At 61.2% G+C, this 17,970-nt stretch carries 15 protein-coding genes; 2 read left to right on the forward strand and 13 right to left on the reverse strand.

Going from position 1 to position 17,970, the window contains the following annotated elements:
- Positions 1-49 precede the first annotated feature (49 nt).
- The 6 genes from R3E82_13080 to R3E82_13105 form a co-directional block, all read right to left on the reverse strand.
- On the reverse strand, positions 50-391 hold the full coding sequence (locus tag R3E82_13080; GenBank protein MEZ5551820.1) for a nitrile hydratase accessory protein: 342 nt from the start codon (positions 389-391) through the stop codon (positions 50-52).
- Complete coding sequence (gene nthA / locus R3E82_13085) at positions 388-960, reverse strand: nitrile hydratase subunit alpha (GenBank protein MEZ5551821.1); 573 nt, start codon at positions 958-960, stop codon at positions 388-390. Before nthA ends, R3E82_13080 begins: the two co-directional genes overlap by 4 nt.
- 81 nt (positions 961-1,041) lie before the next feature.
- Positions 1,042-1,713 carry a nitrile hydratase subunit beta gene (gene nthB, locus R3E82_13090; protein MEZ5551822.1) on the reverse strand — a complete coding sequence of 224 codons (672 nt, stop codon included), beginning with the start codon at positions 1,711-1,713 and terminating at the stop codon, positions 1,042-1,044.
- Between the two features lie 6 nt (positions 1,714-1,719).
- Complete coding sequence (locus tag R3E82_13095) at positions 1,720-4,347, reverse strand: family 78 glycoside hydrolase catalytic domain (GenBank protein ID MEZ5551823.1); 2,628 nt, start codon at positions 4,345-4,347, stop codon at positions 1,720-1,722.
- An 83-nt stretch (positions 4,348-4,430) separates the two neighbouring features.
- Positions 4,431-5,354, reverse strand: a complete 924-nt coding sequence (locus R3E82_13100) for an alpha/beta hydrolase (protein MEZ5551824.1) — start codon at positions 5,352-5,354, stop codon at positions 4,431-4,433.
- A gap of 37 nt (positions 5,355-5,391) precedes the next feature.
- A complete protein-coding gene (locus R3E82_13105) occupies positions 5,392-6,276 on the reverse strand; it encodes a LysR family transcriptional regulator (GenBank protein ID MEZ5551825.1) in 885 nt (294 codons plus the stop codon).
- Between the two features lie 399 nt (positions 6,277-6,675).
- Between R3E82_13105 and R3E82_13110 the strand changes: the two genes are divergently transcribed.
- The gene (locus R3E82_13110) at positions 6,676-7,305 is read left to right on the forward strand and encodes a hypothetical protein (GenBank protein ID MEZ5551826.1); all 630 of its coding nucleotides are present in this window, start codon (positions 6,676-6,678) and stop codon (positions 7,303-7,305) included.
- Here the strand turns inward: R3E82_13110 and R3E82_13115 are convergent.
- Positions 7,299-8,111 carry a Rieske 2Fe-2S domain-containing protein gene (locus R3E82_13115; protein MEZ5551827.1) on the reverse strand — a complete coding sequence of 271 codons (813 nt, stop codon included), beginning with the start codon at positions 8,109-8,111 and terminating at the stop codon, positions 7,299-7,301. The genes R3E82_13110 and R3E82_13115 overlap by 7 nt on opposite strands.
- Before the next feature lie 246 nt (positions 8,112-8,357).
- Between R3E82_13115 and R3E82_13120 the strand changes: the two genes are divergently transcribed.
- The gene (locus tag R3E82_13120; protein ID MEZ5551828.1) at positions 8,358-9,605 is read left to right on the forward strand and encodes a cytochrome P450; all 1,248 of its coding nucleotides are present in this window, start codon (positions 8,358-8,360) and stop codon (positions 9,603-9,605) included.
- A 53-nt stretch (positions 9,606-9,658) separates the two neighbouring features.
- Here the strand turns inward: R3E82_13120 and R3E82_13125 are convergent, their stop codons facing one another.
- The 6 genes from R3E82_13125 to R3E82_13150 form a co-directional block, all read right to left on the reverse strand.
- Complete coding sequence (locus R3E82_13125; protein MEZ5551829.1) at positions 9,659-11,146, reverse strand: DUF3336 domain-containing protein; 1,488 nt, start codon at positions 11,144-11,146, stop codon at positions 9,659-9,661.
- Positions 11,147-11,261: 115 nt separating this feature from the next.
- On the reverse strand, positions 11,262-11,915 hold the full coding sequence (locus tag R3E82_13130) for a TetR/AcrR family transcriptional regulator (protein MEZ5551830.1): 654 nt from the start codon (positions 11,913-11,915) through the stop codon (positions 11,262-11,264).
- 12 nt (positions 11,916-11,927) lie between these two features.
- Positions 11,928-15,047, reverse strand: a complete 3,120-nt coding sequence (gene ileS / locus R3E82_13135) for an isoleucine--tRNA ligase (GenBank protein MEZ5551831.1) — start codon at positions 15,045-15,047, stop codon at positions 11,928-11,930.
- 70 nt (positions 15,048-15,117) lie between these two features.
- The gene (locus tag R3E82_13140) at positions 15,118-16,158 is read right to left on the reverse strand and encodes a zinc-binding dehydrogenase (protein MEZ5551832.1); all 1,041 of its coding nucleotides are present in this window, start codon (positions 16,156-16,158) and stop codon (positions 15,118-15,120) included.
- Between the two features lie 5 nt (positions 16,159-16,163).
- Positions 16,164-16,802, reverse strand: a complete 639-nt coding sequence (locus R3E82_13145; protein MEZ5551833.1) for a helix-turn-helix domain-containing protein — start codon at positions 16,800-16,802, stop codon at positions 16,164-16,166.
- A 19-nt stretch (positions 16,803-16,821) separates the two neighbouring features.
- Complete coding sequence (locus R3E82_13150) at positions 16,822-17,949, reverse strand: acyl-CoA dehydrogenase family protein (protein MEZ5551834.1); 1,128 nt, start codon at positions 17,947-17,949, stop codon at positions 16,822-16,824.
- Positions 17,950-17,970 lie beyond the last annotated feature (21 nt).

Raw genomic sequence — 17,970 nt, forward strand, 5'->3', positions numbered from 1 at the left:
CTCAACCCACAGCCAGAAACGATTGTCCGCATCGAATCTCCGCGTCGAATCAATGATCGTGAGCGTGCGGACGTGCCGCCAGTGCGTCGAAGCGCTGTCCCAACAGATCCGGATCTACGACACCTGTATCGTGCAGTACGTCTTCGAATGCCTGGAGGAAATGGTCGTAGTAGTGATACGGGTCGATGCCGGAACCCTCATGTCCCGCTGCATCCCAGTCGCGGATCCGCCGGATCAGACAGGCACGGAAGTCATCCCAGCTGTAAAATCCGGCATTCGCCAGCGCCCGGGCCATGCCGAAAACTCTCCCCTGCCAGGGAGCTTCGAACACCACCTCACCGTTGATCATGGGGGGTGCCAGTGTGCCGGTGAGTTCCTGAGTATCGCTCACAGTACTGCGACACCGATCATCGCATCCCGGGTCACGATCTGAGCCAGTGCTTCCTCGGAGAGACCTGCAGCGGAAGCAGGGCGCATGGGCAGCACCAGATAGCGAATTTCCGCACTCGAATCCCACACTCGAATCTGCACGGAATCCGCCGGAGTTACCCCGAACTCAGCCAGCACCTGCCGTGGCTTACGCACCACTCTCGAGCGATAGGCCGGATCCTTGTACCAGCGCGGCGGCAGCCCCAGCAGGGCCCAGGGATAACAGGAGCACAGTGTGCAGACCACCAGGTTGTGCACCTGGGGTGTGTTTTCCACCACCACCAGTTTCTGTACCTCACCGCCTTCGAAGTCAAACTCCTCCACCGCACGGGTGGCATCGGCGAGCAGCTGCCTGCGGAAGTCCGCATCAACCCAGGCCCTGGCCACTACCCGCGCGCCGTTCATCGGTCCCACACGGTCGTTGTAGAGTGCGATGGTCTGATCGATGTCTGCTTCACTGAGCAGTCCCTTTTCGATCAGCAGGGATTCCAGGGCCTCGGCTCGCAACGCCTGCGCACTGTATTCACTCATCGACGACCTCCCGGGATAACAGCCTGTTGAAACAGTCTCGTTTGCCCCGCGCGCCAGAACCTCTGAGCTTTCGAGACTGTTTCAACAGGCTGCCAGATAGGGTTCAAACAGATCAAGGTGCAGAACCATACCGGGTTCCGCATCGCCACCCCACAATTCACTCCCGGAGAATGCCACCGTATAGAGATGCTCGGGACCTTCGCCCCGGCCGACGGCATTGCTGTCCGGATAAACCCAACCCTGATGCCAGGTCTGGACGATGCCCGACCTGCCCCGGGCATAGGCAGGCAGCCGGGTATGCCCGGCTGACGGCAGGTTTGCGGTCATCACGCGGTCGCCGGGTTTGAACAGGGGTGCCGTTTCGATGGAGCGCTGCGCGCCGTTGTGCGACGGCGGGTCGAAAGGTCTGGCGCCGGGGTCCGGTCGTGCCGCCACCGGGGCGTCCGGATCTCCGCCAAGGGCCACCAGCCGGGCCTCGATCTCTCCCGGTGTCAGCGTCCCCGCCTCCACGAAGAGGTTTTCCAGTCCGCCGAGCCAGCGCCCGTAGTAGCCATGGGTAAGATAGGCAACAGGATCGATGCGTTCGATTGCGTAGCGGAACTGATCGGTGTTCTGCAGGGCACCGGCGGATCTGGCCGTGCGTGTCAGGGTAAAGACCACCGCTTCCCAGCGGTCATGGAATACCGGTTCATCGCGTTCGCGAATGACCGGTCCGTAGCCCCGTTTACCACCGAGATCGTGAATGCCGTCCATAGCTGATCAGCCCACCTCCCGCAATATGGGTATGCCGTCACCCGCTTCACCGAAGGCCATGCGGAAACTGTGCTGACCCGCATCGACCTCATGGCAGGTCTCGTCCGGCAATGTGATCTCCGCTTCGCAGTTGCCTGGCACGAGCACCGTCAACTCAAAGGCTTCCTCCGTGATCTGCCAGCGCACTTCGTATCGGCCATTGAGCGTATCCAGTGCCGCTTCGACAACGCGCACCGGTGGACCATCGCCACTGAACGCCACGCCCAGCGGTGGCAGAGGCTGGATGCGCATCACTCGAAATGCATTGTGCTGCTCGGACAGATCCCGACTGAAATCGAATCCGGCGAGGGATCTGTAGAGCCAGTCGCCCACCCCCGCTTCGATGAGTCGCTGGACTGCTGATCCCTCTCTGACGCCGGACTCGCCGGCCAGGCCCTGCAGCAGCAGTTTGTACGCCAGATCCACCCTGCCGAGATTCGTGAGAACAGGAAACAGCCCGCTCGCCCGGGGGATCTCGACAGGCTGCTCACCTGAGAGCTCCGCATCGCACAATGCGAACAACTGGCGGGCGGCGAGATCCCGCTCGCCGGATTCCAGCAGACCGAATCCCAGCGTGAGTGCGTAGGTCGCCAGCGAATCACCGACCACGCGCCCTTCGGCGGTAACGAAGCGGCGCCGGAAGGCTGCACGGATCCCGGATGCCAGTTCTTCGAAGTCTTCGAGGTCGGTGAGCCTGCCCAGCACACCCGCCATCCGGGCAGCCAGTTTCACACTGCGGAAAAACCAGGCGGTGCTCCGCACATCTACCGGCACCGGCGCCGGGTTTCGGCGCACACCCTGTACCGGACTTCCGGCCGAGAAGTGCTCCGCGTCGGCACGGATCAGCCCGGGCGAGCGCTCCACCAGCCCGCCTATGAATCGCTGCACCACCGGATAAAATTTCTGCAGCGCCCGCAGATCCCCAGCGTGGCGGTACAGCTGCCATAACACTTCGACAAACGCATCCGAACCCGGCGCACCACCCTCACCGGCAATACCTGCTGAGGCAGGTGGAAGCGGTACCGCAGCGGGAAAATCGCCGTCTTCGCGTTGCGCATCCGCCATGTCCTGCAACCACTTCAGGCACATCACGGCAGCGTCGAGATTGTGCAGAAGCACGCCGGCTCCTGCGGCGAAACCGGCGGTCGCGCCAATCCGCTGAACCGCGGCGATGCCCTGCAGCGGAACCGCCTGGGCCAGCCTGCGCTGCTCGCCCGCGATGTCGGCGAAAGCCTGGTTGAGCAGGGGATGATCGCAGAGAAACTCGCCACTGACCGCAAGATCCCGGCGAATCGCACAGGCACTCACCGTCATGGCATGCACACGCAGATCGCCGCTCAGTTCGACGAAGCGGAAACCGTGAGTTGCAAAAGTCGCTTCGAAAAACTCTCCGGTTTCCAGCCCCCGGGTAGTGTAGAGGTCTTCGCTGGTCGGCCCGCACAGCTCTCCCTGCTGGTTAACAGCCAGGCCATAACGGATGTGCAGAACTCTGCCTCGCGGCGCCTGCAGTCGAACCTGCACGCGTCCGAACTGGGGCTGGGAAAACTCGAATGTCGCAGCACGCCGCTCTGTCGACCGGCTCAGCAGAGTCCCCGGGGTTTCACGCAGGCGTTTCGGTGCACCGGCCGGTGCCGGGATAAGCCGATCAATCTCAGCCGCGAGCCTGCGCTCGACCACCACAGGCAACCACGGATCCGCTTCTTCAACAGCCGCGACTTCCGCCTCTGTATCTTCCGGCACTGACGTCCAGTCATCGCGATACGCGCGGCCGTCCACACTCTCACCACGCACGGGATCCGCGCAGATGATCCAGGACGGGCGCCACTGCCAGCGCCGGTCGCTGGATATCCAGATCCGGGAACCGTCCGTCAGCCACACATCGAGCTGCACCAGCAGAGCCGGTCTGGCGCCGTACTGCTGGCGTTCATCGGCACAGATCGCCCCGGCATAGCAGCCGTCCGCAAGCAGCACAGCCAGGCTGTTGGTTCCGGTCACGAGATGTTCCGTGAGTTCGAAACTGCGGTATTCAATCCGACGGCGGAAGTCGACCCAGCCGCCGATCTGTTCCCCGGCGGCGACACGCGCACCGTTGACCTGCAGGGCTGCTGCACCCAGGACCGCGATATGGAGCCGCGCAGACCGGACTGCGCCGCTGAGTTCAAAATCCCGGCGCAGAAGCGGCACCGGCACGCCGGTGGACTTTGAACCCTTCAGCGGCGCCGCGATCCACTCACCACGCCACGCACTGCGGGCGCTCAGGCCCTGTTCAAAACTGGCAGGCTCACTCCAGGGGCTCGGCAGCCCGTCGCTGTCGAAGCTGCGGACCTTCCACCACACCGGCGTGCCGGCTTCCGGCAGCCTGCCGCCGTACTCGACAGCGCTGGTTTGTCGGCCTTCCACACGGCCACTGTCCCAGAGCTCACCCCGATCGGCAGCCAGGCTGTCACGATCCGGTGCTGCGATGATCTGGAAGGCGGTCTGTAATTCGGCGGCCCGCTGGTCGTTGATCCACCAGGAGAGGCGGGGATTGGGGACATCGATGCCGAGAGGGTTGGCCAGATATTCGCTGCGCAATCGCAGCGGCGCGCCATGCATCGCTCGTCCAGGTCCTTATGGATGGAGGGTAGCTGCAAGTTTGCGCCGACCCCTGCACGAGGTGCAAGCACGAAAGGCGCGGCTCACTCTGCAAAGAACCGTCTGGATTCTGCGACCACCTGATCCAGCTGGTCATGGTGTGTCCAGTGTCCGGCACTGTCGATGTCGATTACCTCGCCATTCCGGAAGTGCGCGAGGGTGCCGTTCTGGCCGATCCGATGCCCGAACCCCTGGCGTGAGTTGATACACAACACCGGACAGTCGATCGCCTGCCACAGAGATTTCGTCAGCTCCCGTGAGGGCCGGATCGCCGAAGGCCCATGTGTGTAGTTGTCGAACTTCCAGCTGAAGGTACCGTCTTCGTTCTGATTGGTGCCATGAACCGTCAGGTGCCGCGCCTGATCGTCACTGAGATGGGCATTGGCGGCCTGCATGCGTGCAAGTGCCGCTTCCAGGGTGGGGTAGCGTTTTCGTTCGCGCCCGGCCAGCTGACGGGTGCCGTCGATCCAGCCCCGCAGCCGCTGCTGAGGGCTGAGGTTTTCGGCAGGATCCGGCCACAGACCCACGCCTTCGATCAGCACCAGCCTGGACACGAGTTCCGGGTAGAGACCGGCATAGAGCGCGGCGATGGTTCCCCCCATGGAGTGCCCGACCACGACACAGGGGCCGAGATCGCGCTGACGCACCAGCTGCGCGATGTCGTAGACATAGTCGAACGTCTGGTAAGCGGCACCGCGCAGCCATTCCGAATCTCCGTGGCCACGAAGATCGGGAACCACGATCTGGAACTCACCGGCGAACGCACCTGCATAGCCATCCCAGGTGTGGCAGTGATCCTGCACACCGTGTATCAGCAGCAGATTCGGCCCGCCGTTTTCTGTGCCGCCTCCTGCCCAGTTCAGATAATGCAGGCGCAGGCGCTGGGAATAGTAGATATGCGAAGTCGGTCGTCTGACTGTTTCCACACCGGTTACCGGACTCGTATCCGGATTCAATTGCTGTTCCATCGCTTTTATCCATCGTGTTCTTATCTGTCGCTGTGCCTCAGCTCTGGGGCCGTTCACCAAGAAGCTCGGGGCGCAGCAGCTCAAATCCTGTCTGGAGGAAACCGCTCAGCGCCTGCACGGCTTCCACGCCACGCAGATCCGGGTGGAACAGTAACCAGAAATCCTGGGCATCGACAGGCGCTCCACTCCCCACCCGCTGCAGATCCGGATCCCGGTCACCGAGCACGCAGGGGAGCAGCGACACGCCGATGCCCGAGCGCACCGCCGCCAGCTGCAGGAGAATGTTATTGCAGCGTGGCCCCAGCGGCATGCCCGGATAGAAGCGACCTTTGAACCCCAACCCGCGAATGATCTCCATTCCGGATTCGACCCACAGGCAGCTGTCAGGCCGGGTGAGCGGATCATGAGTGGCCAGATAGTCCCGACTGGCGTATACGGCCAGGCGATAACGACCCAGGCGCCGACCCACCAGCGATTCCGGTGGGTGATCGGTGATCCGGATCGCCACATCTGCTTCGCGTCTCGCGATATCCAGCGGTCGCTGTTCGGGCAGGAACTCCAGGCGCAGGGCGGGGTGCGTCCGAATGAATTCCGCAAAGTGCCCGATCAGAACCTGGGCGACAAAGTCCGGCAGAGTCAGCCGGATCAGCCGCGCAGCTTCCGTCGCCCTGGCCCGCAGGCGATTTTCAACCTCCTCCAGCTCGCCGCTGACGTTTTCCACTTCACCCAGTATCGCTGCACCTTCAGAGGTCAACTCCAGGCCGCTGCGGCTTCTGTGGAAAAGCCGCACACCGAGCCGACCCTCCAGCGCATCGAGACGGCGCGCCACCGTGGAGGCGTTCACACCCATGTCTTCTGCAGCCCCACGTACGGACCCGGAGTGGGCGATGAAGCCGAAGTAGCGATAGTCGTCCCAATCCATGCTGTTGCTCCGTGGGGCCGCTTTACCGTGCCCGTCGTACCAGCCCCAGGGTCATTTAAGCGAGTGTGTTGCATTTACGCAACACTATGTTGCGTTACCCAAGGTTGCATTTCATGTTACCGAAAGTAACATGACTCCCAGATTTGTTGAGGGGCACCCGAACCTCCCCTCCCCTCCCCTCCCTCGGGTGTCCCTCTCCAAATTTCCAAGAATCGGTGGGCGGGGTTAGAGACCCTCTCTCTAACCCCGCCACTTATTTATCCAGCCCCCTGCAGCTCGCGCTTTCCCCGCTTCAGTCCGGCCGCGTAATTCCGGGCAATTGGTTACACTGTGCCGGCGCAGACCGTCTGTTCCATGCGGATACGCGCGGAGCATTTCAGATCCTGGGGAGATCAGACTATGGAAGATGTGCTGGGATTCGCTGCATTTGGTGGCCTGGAGCGGGTTGCCATCATTGCCGGTGCCCTGCTCGTGGGCTACTGGGGCTATCGACTCTACGTTGCGGGTAAAGGGGCCGGTCTGGCCTTCCTCGGTATCGCCTGTGTGGTGCTCTTCGGTGCGCTGCTGACCGGCGGCAGCCATTTGCGCACAGTGGGTGAAAGCATCCAGCTGGCCAGCAGCCGCTCGCATAGTGATGACGCCGGCGCCACGGATGCAGCAGCCAGACTTGCACAGATTGAGCGCGCTGCGATGGCCAGCGCGGCCGCAGATCACGGGACCGCAGACATCTCACCCGTTGCGACATCACCAGGTGCTGCAGCAGCAAAAACCGTAGCGGCATCAGAAGGGGCCGGGGAAAAACCCGCTTCCGCAACCGATACTCCCCCACAGCTCGACGAATCGGCCGCTGCAGTACCTGCCGCGGCAGATACCGTGGCTGAGGCGGATGTCGCCAATGCCGACCGCCCGGATACGAATACAGCCAGTCGGGAACGACTGCCAACCGCTCAGGAACTGGGTGGCCGAATTGTCTCGGTGAAATCGGACAACATTTCTCTGGAGTGGTCGCCTGCCGCTGCAGATCAGTGATCGATACAGACCACAACCAGGCCTTCCTCTTCCTGGATTCGAGGCAGTCGACTCAGACGACAACTCTGGCCGGACACACAGTCACCGCTGAACACATCGAAGCGATAGCCGTGCCATGGGCAGGTGACCGTGCCATTTTCCACCTCTGACAGCCCCAGCGGACCAAGCTGATGCGGGCAGAGTGACGGAACGGCCGCAAGCCGGTCGCCGCTGGCGGTAATCACATAGCCCCGGCCCTGAAGCTCAATCGTCACAGGGAATTGCAGGCTGTCCCTGGACCCCAGAACCAGCCGCGCCGGGCCAGGTGTCGCAGCGGGGGGGCGAATGTCGAGCTGCCGCTGCCGCTCCACCATCATCGCCACATCCTGGTCATACAGGCGGGCATAGAGCCCCGCGTATGCCCGGCCGACCTTTTCCACCGCGTCCGGCGCAACGTCCGGAACAAAAAAGTCCACCACGATGTCCACCCGCTCCGGCCCGAACGGAAAAGCGTGGGTCCAGATTTCAGAGCCCTCGTTCGGCCCGCTGAGCGTTCGGGTAATCCAGCGGCGGCAGCGACGATCGAGCCGCAGTTCCAGGGTCATCGACTCCCCGGTCGCGCTTTCAGACAGCGCACGCCAGCCCCATGTCCCGCTGTCGAGCACCTCGATACTGCGGAAACTGTCCGCGTGCACGAAGGGCAGATGCTCCCAGTCCAGAGCATTTTCATAAAGCCTTTCAAGACTTACGGGCAGAACCCGGCGATAGGTTCCGACATGGGGGAGCGCACTTCCCGGATGCGGTGCCAGTGTTTCGTGATCGGGCATGTTGTGTTCCGTTGCGCAGTGCACGATTGACTCCCCGCGGCGATTGTAGTCATATCCCTGCTCGGGGAGGAAAGGGAGGCACACATCGCGCTTCCTTCCGAGGGACGGCCGGGTGTCACCACTCGGCCGTTTTCATTTGCGGATTCTGCACAAGTCCCGTTCAGACCGCGAACCCGCAATCCCGGCCTCATTGAAAATTTGTCGACGGTGCTATGCTTGGCCCTCGACTTTCCGCGGAGAATCCTCATGGCAGAAGCAGTTTCCAGGTCAGATCTACTGACCGCCGACCCGTACAAAGTACCCCTCGACCAGATCGATGTGAGTCAGTCCGAACTCTTCGAGCGGAATCTGTTCTGGCCCTATTTCGAGCGCCTGCGCCGTGAAGACCCCGTGCACTACTGTGCGGACAGCATGTTCGGGCCCTACTGGTCAGTTACAAAGTTCAAGGACATCGTGGAAGTCGAACGGAACCACGAGGTGTTTTCCTCAGAAGGCGGCATCACCCTTGCCGACCGCATGGCGGACTTCAGAACAGACAACTTCATCAGCATGGATCCACCGAAACACGACAACCAGCGTAAGGCGGTACAGGGCGTTGTCGCACCGAGAAATCTCGCAGAGATGGAAGGTCTGATCCGCCAGCGCGTGTGCAGCATTCTCGACAGCCTGCCGCTGAACGAGACCTTCAACTGGGTGGATCTGGTGTCGATCGAACTGACAACCCAGATGCTCGCCACACTGTTCGACTTCCCCTTCGAGGATCGTCGCAAGCTCACCTACTGGTCAGACATGGCCACATCATCAGAACTCGCCGGCGGCACCACACCCGAGCCGGTCCGTCGCGCAGCCCTGCTCGAGTGCCTGGAAGTATTCACGCGTCTGCGCGACGAGCGCATCGGCCGCAAAGACGGATTCGATCTGCTCACCATGCTGGCTCATGACCCGGCGACACGCGCCATGCCGCCGATGGAATTCCTGGGTAATCTCATCCTTCTCATCGTCGGTGGTAACGACACCACCCGTAATTCGATCAGCGGTGGTGTGCTGGCTCTCAACGAGAACCCGGCCGAGTACGACAAGCTGATGAAAGACGTCAGCCTCATACCGAACATGGTCTCGGAGATCATCCGCTGGCAGACACCCCTGGCTTACATGCGCCGCACCGCAACCCGGGACACCGAACTCGCAGGCAAGAAGATCCGCAAGGGAGACAAGGTCGCCATGTGGTACGTCTCGGGCAACAGGGATCCGGACGCGATCGAACGACCGGACGAATTCATCATCGATCGTGCCAATGCCCGCCACCATGTCTCCTTCGGATTCGGTATCCATCGCTGCATGGGTAATCGGCTCGCGGAGATGCAGCTGCGCATCGTGTGGGAGGAGATCGTGAAACGCTTCAGGCGTGTCGAGGTGGTGGGGGAGCCGGTTCGGGTGCGCTCGAGCTTCGTGAAAGGGTACTCCGAACTGCCCGTGCGCCTGCACGCGCACTGATCCCCTGACGACCATCCCAGCCCCGGCATCCGCCTCTGCAGAGAGGCGGTGGATCAGACGATTGCCGCCTGGGGGTGTGGTGTTCCATCCGCGGCCTGCCGCTCCAGAGGCAGCAGCAGGTCGTCGATCGTTCTGCTGATCAGGGTGCAGTTCCGGATCATCTCGATCTTCGGCCAGGTGGAAGCCTCACCTTCTGAAATCAGCTCCTGTGTCTCCGTATCCGACAACACACTCAGCAGTTTGCGGGGATCCCACAGGCGCCGCTGAGGAATGATGTTGATGTCGGCCGTGTAGTCCTGGGTCGCAAGACCGTACCCCATTCTCGTCACGATGTTCAGCGGGTAAACATCCCGCGTCAGGCGCATAGCCAGCGGGTAGGTGGCACGAAACCATTCCTTCACTGCGCGCTGATAAATCTCCACGGAGCGGCCGAAAATACTGTCGTCCTGCCGACGGTCTGAAAGCGCCCACAGCACGAGGGGGTTGGTCTGACTGGCGATGAAGTGATTGACCCCATACAGGCGCGTCAATCGATCGATGGGCAGATCGCCGGTGATGGATCCGTCCACCCATTTCCGGGCGGGGATGTATGGCTGACGTTCCCCCTTCACGTTCTTTGCCGCCAGCGTCACCGCGGGAAATACGCCCGGGATCGCACAGGAAGCCAGTACCGCCTCCCGGATAAAGACGTTCGGCGAGGTTACTGCGTTGAGCATCCGCGATCGCTGGTGATACTGCAGCGGTGAAACGGAGATGTTTATTTTGCGGCCGGTACGCCGGAACGCTTCTTCGAAGGTGAGATCGGGCACACGTGCGGCAATATCTTTGCGCAGATCTTCGATGCCGATGCGCGAACCGGTCGCCACCTTGCGGGAATCGTCCGCGAAGGCAGCGAAGGCCTCGATCAGACCATCGGGCGAAAACAGGGCTTTCAGTGCCGGCGCATCATGGCAGCCGACGATCGCCGCGATAAACGAACCCGCACTCGCTCCGGAAATCACATCGGGCAGCAGGTCCTGTTCGAGCAGCGCTTTCACCACACCGATATGAAAGGGGCCAAGTGCGCCGGCACCGCTCAGCATCAGGGCGGAACGGCCAAAACAACGGCTCGCTCTGCGGAAAAATTCGAGTCGATCCCGAAACGGGATCACGGAATCCGGTACGACTGCCACGTCCTGCAGTGCCCCGGTCAGTTCGCCGATGTAATCCCGGATAAGATCTTTGGTACCGAAACGTGCCCGACCGTAGAGTGCGGGATTCCCCATCCCGCCCATGTTTCCGTGGATGCCCTCGTTGAGATAGAAAAGGAGTCTATGCGGGTCACCGGAAGTTCGCGCTGCCCTGACCTCGCCCAGACGCCGGCGGATCACTTCGAAATCATAAAGCCTGGAACGTTCGATCGTGCGCCACTTAGCCGCACCCGTCTGTTCATCGTACTGCTGTGCCGCCCGCTTCCATTCGTCGTAGCTGTGGGCGTTGACCAGACGCAGGGAGGCCGCCACACCATTAGAGAAGGGGGCACTGGGGGAGGGATCCGTCATCGTATTTTTCCGCACTGCAACAAAAACACTCTAACAGCAGGATCCGTCTTCGGGAAGTCGGCTGCGGCAGGCTTTTCCCGGCAGACGGGTACCGGCGAGGCGCACAGCCTCCCGTTCAGTGCCTGTCGATCTGCAGCAGGGCGCTCATACGCGTGGTGGTCTCAAGGACGGTGCGCTCAAGAAAGCGCTGCAGGCCCTCTGCCTCTGCGAAGGCAGCGAACTGGCCTTCGAGCAGCAGCTGGGTGTAGCCGTGGATCTGGCTCCAGGCCAGCAGAATGGCGTTCTGCAGCTCCCGGTCCGCCGTCCGCTCCCGCAGCGACTCCGGTGTGACATCCGGCTGATTGAGCAGCCGGGTCACGCTGCTGGCCATCTCCGCAAAGGTTCGATTTGCAGCAGCCTCCAGCACCGGGTGCTGCCCGGCCATGGCGTCGGATCGGAACATGAGTCGGAAGTGCGACGGATACTTCAGCGCGAATTGCACATAGGTTCTCGCCACCGCAACGTAATGCCGGGTGGGATCGTCACCCGCTGCTGCACCAGCCTGCTGCAGCAGCAGGGTGAGCCGGTCGAAGCTGCGCGCAGACACCTCCGCCAGCAGCTCGGCAATGTCCCGGAAGTGATGTTTAGGGGCTGCGTGGGACACGCCTGCCCGTCGTGCGCAGGCTCTCAGCGACAGCGCCCGTACACCCCCTTCGTCAAGCAGCACCTCGGCAGCATCGAGCAGCGCTTCGCGCAGCTGGCCATGGTGATACCGGTTGCCGGGTTTCAACTGTGGAACGGCTCAGGCTCTGTTGATCGAGAAGCGGAAAGGTCGCGAATCAATATCAACCTCCGCGCCACCCTGAACAGTGCCTGCCTGAAATGCCACCGCCAGCGTCGAAGTCGCGATGTACTCCCGGTGTTCCTCAGCGGCCAGCAGCAGTTCCGGGTCTCCCTCAAAGGTCACCCGGATGCGATCCGCGACATTGAAACCGAGTTCCTTGCGGCGCTGTTGGATCCGGTTGACGATCTCCCGGCTGTACCCGCCACGGATGAGTCCGTCGTCGAGCCGACAGTCGAGATCCACCGCAATGAATCGGTTCGAAACCGTATTCGTGCCTTCCCGGGCCAGCTGCTGCACCTGAATTTCCTCGAGATCAAAACACTCACCGCCGATTTCAATTGAGCCGGTCTCCTGCAGCGCGGCTATCTGATCGGGCGTCAACGCCTGGATCTGCTGCTGGAAGGACTTCATCTGCTTGCCCAGCCGCTTGCCGAGCAGCGGAAAGTTCGGTTTCGCGGTGAGTTGAATATAGGCGCTCTCGTCTGTGTCGTAGGTAATCTCGAGAACGTTGAGCTCTCCCTTGATGTAATCCTCCAGCCCGCGCAGGCCGTCCAGCAGAGCAGCATCGCTATGGATGATCACAAGGCTGCGCAGCGGTGTCCGCAGTCCGATACGCGCCTCTTCACGCCGCTGCCGACCGAGCAGAATCACCTGCTGCATCCGATCCACCGCAAGCTCGAGTTCGACGCGCATCAGCCCCCGGTCTTTCTCCGGATAGTCGCACAGATGCACAGAGCCAGGCTTCGCAACCCGACCACCGAGCTGCGCAAGCTGCAGGTACAGGTGCTCTGCCAGAAAAGGCGCGAAGGGTGCCATCACCAGACTCAGCTCCTCGAGCGCCTGGTAGAGCGTGCTGAATGCAGCGATCTTGTCCGCGGTGATTTCAGCTCCCCAGTACCGGGTGCGGTTGAGCCGGATGTACCAGTTGGTGAGCTCTTCAATGAATTCGAAGAGTTTCGGTACCACGTTGTAGAGCCGGTAGGCTTCCATCTGCTCCGAGACATTGGCCTTCAGCGTCTGGAGCCGGGACAGGATCCACTGGTCGAGGATGTTATCACCCCTGTGCAGCCCCTTGTCTGGCGACCACTGGTCGATCTCCGCATAGGTTTTCAGAAACGAAAACGCGTTGTACCAGGGCAGCAGCGCCCGCCGGACCATGTCGCGCACGCCGGAATCCGCAAATCGCTGCTCTTCACCCCGCACGAGCCCTGAGTTGATCAGATAGAGACGCAGCGCATCAGCGCCATAGGTCTCCATCAGCGCATCCGGGGGCGTGTAGTTGCGCAGCCGCTTCGACATCTTCTTGCCGTCTTCGGCCATTACCATGCCATTGACGATCACATTGCGGAAAGCCGGTTTCTCATAAAGCGCGGCTGCCAGCACGGTGAGGGTGTAGAACCAGCCCCTGGTCTGGTCCAGTCCTTCGGCGATGAATTCCGCCGGAAAACCCGAGCGGAACATCGCCTCGTTTTCGAAGGGGTAATGCAGCTGAGCGTAAGGCATGGAGCCGGATTCAAACCAGCAATCGAGTACTTCTTCGACGCGCCGATAGGTTCCCTCTTCTCCGTCGATACGGAATGTCAGCGGATCCACATGCTCGCGGTGCAGATCATTCACCCGCACACCGGTCAGTGCTTCCAGCTCATCGATGGAACCCACACAGTGTTCTCTGCCGGTCACGTCATTGATCCAGATCGGTATGGGTGTACCCCAGACCCGATTGCGTGAGATAGACCAGTCGATGGCCCCTTCCAGCCAGTTGCCGAAGCGGCCCTCCTTGATGTGTTCGGGCACCCAGCGGATTTTCGCGTTGGCCGCGAGCAGCCGGTCGCGCATCGTGCTGACGCTGACGTACCAGGACGGGATCGCCCGATAAATAAGCGGCGTGTCGGACCGATAGCAGAACGGATAGCTGTGCTGGATGGTCTCCTGACGATACAGCAGACCTTGTTCTTTCAGTGCCCGGATAATGGACCGATCCGCGTCTTTCACATACTGTCCGGCGAAATCGACAACTTCCTCGGTGAATATGCCGTTCGGGGTGACCGGACAGACAAAGGCTTCGATACCTGCCGCCTGCACCACCCGATAATCGTCCTCACCAAACGCCGGTGCCTGATGCACCATGCCGGTACCGGCATCCGTCGTGACATAGTCATCGGCTACCACGACAAAGGCACCGCGTTCGGCTTCTTCCGCAAAATAGGGAAACAGCGGTTCGTAGGCACGGCCGAGCAGTGCCGATCCTTTCAGGGTTTCGACGATTTCGAAGTTTCCATAGTGCGCCAGGCGATCGGCAGCAAAATAGATGAGCGTGTCGTGCTCCGGATCCCGCGCTTTCACATAGTCGATGTCCGCACCCACACAGATCGCGAGATTCGAGGGCAGAGTCCAGGGGGTCGTGGTCCAGGCACTCAGATAGGCGTCTTCATCGCGCAGCTTGAAGAGCACGGTGATCGCCGGATCCTGTACTTCCTGATAATTGGATGTGGCTTCGAAGTTTGACAGCGGTGTACCCAGCGCGGTGGACACGGGCATCACCCGCACACCCTGGTAGACGAGGCCTTTATCCCAGAGCTGTTTGACCACCCACCACACACTCTCCATGAACCAGGGATCCATGGTCTTGTAGTCGTTGTCGAAATCCACCCAGCGGCCGAGGCGGGTAACCGTGCTGCGCCATTCATTGACATAGCGCTGCACGATGGAGCGGCACTGAGCGTTGTAGCCTGCAACACCGAGTTCTTCGACCGCCTGCTGGGCAGACATATTGAGCTGCTTGTCAATCTCGTGTTCGATTGGCAGACCATGACAGTCCCAGCCGAAACGGCGCTGCACGTAACGCCCTTTCATTGTCCAGTAACGGGGCACAATGTCCTTGATGGTGCTTGCCACGATGTGCCCGTGGTGGGGCAGTCCGGTCGCGAACGGCGGGCCGTCATAAAAGACGTAGGGCTTCTTTTCCCGGGTATTCTCCAGCGACTTCTGGAAAATCTTCGCCTCCTTCCAGAACGCGAGAATGTCGTGTTCCATCTCAACAAACGGAAAGGAAGCTGCGCTGGATGTCGATTCGGTCATTCTCGCTACGAAGGGTGTATTTAACGGGCCTGCATTGTAACGCCATATAGGGGCGACAACGATGATCCCGTCATTCTCCGGGCAAGACGACCAGCCGCACGACATCCGTACTTCCGCCAGCCAGTCTCGCGAGTGCTTCATTTACCTGGGCAAGCGCATATCTGCCCGATATGGAAGACTCAAGACTCAGCCGTCCACCAGCTACCAGCTGGATCAGATCGGCGATATCACGTTTGTCCATTCCAAACGAACCCAGCAGGCTGTGCTCGCGACCTACAAAATTGAGCATCGGCGGTAACCGCGGCCTGCCCGGTCCCACACCGACAATCACCGCGCGCCCTCCTGTGTCCAGAGTAGCCAGCGCAGTGTCAACCGTCTCCGGACGCCCCACGAACTCCAGCGCGAGATCGACGCCCCGGCCCAGCTCCCGGCGAACGGCTTTGCCTGTCATCGGCTCGGTCGCGGGATCGATAACCGTGTCCGCACCCAGTCGGAAGGCACGCTGGCGGGCGTGTTCCTGACTGTCGACAGCAACTATGTGGGCAGCGCCCATCAACCGTGCCAGCAGGATCGCATGGGAACCGAGCCCGCCACAGCCCACCACAGCCACCGTCTCTCCGGCTTGCAATTGACCCCGGGAGCGCAATGCATGAAAGGGTGTCGCAACACCATCGGTAATTATGGCTGCCAGTTCCAGCGGAAACCCGGCAGGGACCGGAATCAGAGACCATGCGGGTGCAACCACGAATTGAGCCAGAGACCCATCACGAGCCATGCCATAGACCCTCGCTTTTTCGCACAACGATTCTCTTCCCAGCAGACAGAACCGGCAGCGACCGCAGGTCGCAGAGGGAAACAGCGCCACTCTATCTCCCACAGAGAATTGAGTGACTCCACCGCCAATACCCACCACGATGCCCGCCGCCTCGTGTCCGAGTGTGATTGGCGTCCGCTGCACGGGAATATCGCCGTCCACAGCAAGGTGGATGTCTGTGCCACACAGGCCGCAGGCCTCCACCTGTACCAGCACCTCATCCGGCTGCGGGATGGGTACCGGGATTTCCTCGATGATCAGAGGCTGGCCAGCCGCGTACAGCCGCGCCGCGCGCATCGAGGTCACGATCGCTTCCCGGTCTCAATTGCGGAAAGCAGGCCCCGCTTGAGAATCGACAGAGACGCCGCGCGGTCCTGAACCCCGGAACGTACCTCCTCATGGTTGAGGTTGTTGCGCGATTGCTTCAGAACCATCAGGCCGAGAAACGTGGCCCACAAGGTGTCCGCCAGATGCCGGCCGTCTTCGAGACCAGTGATCTCTTCGAGCAGATGCGACAGCCGGCTGAAATTCCGACCTGACAGCGTGGCAATCTCCTCTCTGATCTCCGACGACACCCCCTGCAGTGCATTCGACTGTGCGAGGTAGGCCGAAATGACATAGTACTCCGGATGTTCTTCCTGGACTTTTTCGTGCAGCTGCCAGATCTGATCCAGACGTTTTTCAGGGGCCAGCCTGGACGCTGCAAGTTTTTTCAGCCCGTTCGCCCAGAACTCGATGCTCTCATACAGAAGCGACAGCACGATCTCATCTTTATTGGTGAAATAGAAAAACAGCGTCGCCTCGGAAAGCTCGCAACGGCTGGCGATCTCCCTGGTTGTGGTATTTCGATAGCCTTTTTCCAGCAACACGCTGCGCGCCGCGTCCAGCACGGCTACCTTGCGAGCATGCCGCTCGCGCTCCCGGCGCTCCGCTACTCCCATGCCTGAGTTCTCCGTCTGTTCATTGATTGATCATGTGCCTGGCAATGGTTTCCCGCTGAATTTCGCTGGTGCCTTCACCGATTTCCAGAACTTTGCAGTCCCGATACAGGCGCTGAGCGACACTGGCTCGCATGTAACCCTGCGCCCCGCACAGATGCAATGCCCGCTCGCAGGCCCAGGTCGCAGATTCGGTGGCGAACAGCTTCGCCATGGATGCCTCCCTGTCATGAGCCCCTCCGCTGTCGGCAAGACGTGCCGCGTGCAGAGTCAGCTGCCAGGACGCCTCAACACGCGTCGCCATGTCGGCAAGTGTGAAACGTACGAACTGATTCGCTATCAGTGGTTGACCGAACTGGATTCGATCCTGACAGTAGCGCTGCGCTTCTTCCGTCGCCGCACGACCCAGACCCACACCGAAAGCCGCGCTCGCTATTCGCCCCAGAGTCAGGACCTTCAAGGCCCGAATGAAGCCGGCCTGTTCGGGACCGAGTCGATTCGCGGCGGGAATCCGGCACTGTTCGAACACAATTTCAGCCATCTCAGAGGCGCCCATGCCGAGTTTCTGCATGTGCTTGCCAATTTTGACACCCGGTGTGTCGGCGTTCACCACGAAAACCGACAGCCCCTTGAGACCGGTCCCGGTTGCCGCGACAACCACCATGAAATCGGCAAACGGGGAATTCGTGATGTACATCTTGGTACCATTGAGCACGTAATGGTCCCCGTCCCGGACGGCTCTGGTCGAAACACTCGCAACATCGGCGCCTGCGTTCGGTTCTGCGTAGGCCCAGCAGCCGATTCTGTTACCCGCCACGGCATCCGGCAGCCACCTGCGACGCTGCTCATCATCGCCCAGATGCAGCAGCGCCGCACTCGCCAGTGCCGTGTGCACATAAAATCCCAGGGCGATGGCCGCCGACCCCCGCGCGAGTTCGGCACACAACAGCGCATACAGGACACAACCACCGCCGGATCCGCCGAATTGCTCCGGCACGGCGACCCCGAGCCAGCCGAGCCTGCCGAATTCGCGCAGCAGTTCCTGCGGATAACGTTCCTGCAGATCCCAGGCAGTCGCCTTCGGTAGGATTTCCGCCTCGACGAAACCGCGAACCGACTCAACGAACTGAAGCTGTTCAGGTTCCAGCATCGTGTGCGACATCTCTCCCCC

This window comes from Pseudomonadales bacterium, from assembly GCA_041395945.1.
Lineage (GTDB): Bacteria > Pseudomonadota > Gammaproteobacteria > Pseudomonadales > Azotimanducaceae > SZUA-309.

Bases quoted from the DNA above. Each gene is read 5' to 3' on its own strand.
- nthA (MEZ5551821.1), bottom strand. From the start codon at position 960: ATGAGTGAATACAGTGCGCAGGCGTTGCGAGCCGAGGCCCTGGAATCC.
- R3E82_13150 (MEZ5551834.1), bottom strand. From the start codon at position 17,949: ATGCTGGAACCTGAACAGCTTCAGTTCGTTGAGTCGGTTCGCGGTTTC.
- R3E82_13145 (MEZ5551833.1), bottom strand. From the start codon at position 16,802: ATGGGAGTAGCGGAGCGCCGGGAGCGCGAGCGGCATGCTCGCAAGGTA.
- R3E82_13120 (MEZ5551828.1), top strand. From the start codon at position 8,358: ATGGCAGAAGCAGTTTCCAGGTCAGATCTACTGACCGCCGACCCGTAC.
- nthB (MEZ5551822.1), bottom strand. From the start codon at position 1,713: ATGGACGGCATTCACGATCTCGGTGGTAAACGGGGCTACGGACCGGTC.
- ileS (MEZ5551831.1), bottom strand. From the start codon at position 15,047: ATGACCGAATCGACATCCAGCGCAGCTTCCTTTCCGTTTGTTGAGATG.
- R3E82_13100 (MEZ5551824.1), bottom strand. From the start codon at position 5,354: ATGGAACAGCAATTGAATCCGGATACGAGTCCGGTAACCGGTGTGGAA.
- R3E82_13115 (MEZ5551827.1), bottom strand. From the start codon at position 8,111: ATGCCCGATCACGAAACACTGGCACCGCATCCGGGAAGTGCGCTCCCC.
- R3E82_13140 (MEZ5551832.1), bottom strand. From the start codon at position 16,158: ATGCGCGCGGCGCGGCTGTACGCGGCTGGCCAGCCTCTGATCATCGAG.
- R3E82_13110 (MEZ5551826.1), top strand. From the start codon at position 6,676: ATGGAAGATGTGCTGGGATTCGCTGCATTTGGTGGCCTGGAGCGGGTT.
- R3E82_13105 (MEZ5551825.1), bottom strand. From the start codon at position 6,276: ATGGATTGGGACGACTATCGCTACTTCGGCTTCATCGCCCACTCCGGG.
- R3E82_13125 (MEZ5551829.1), bottom strand. From the start codon at position 11,146: ATGACGGATCCCTCCCCCAGTGCCCCCTTCTCTAATGGTGTGGCGGCC.
- R3E82_13095 (MEZ5551823.1), bottom strand. From the start codon at position 4,347: ATGCATGGCGCGCCGCTGCGATTGCGCAGCGAATATCTGGCCAACCCT.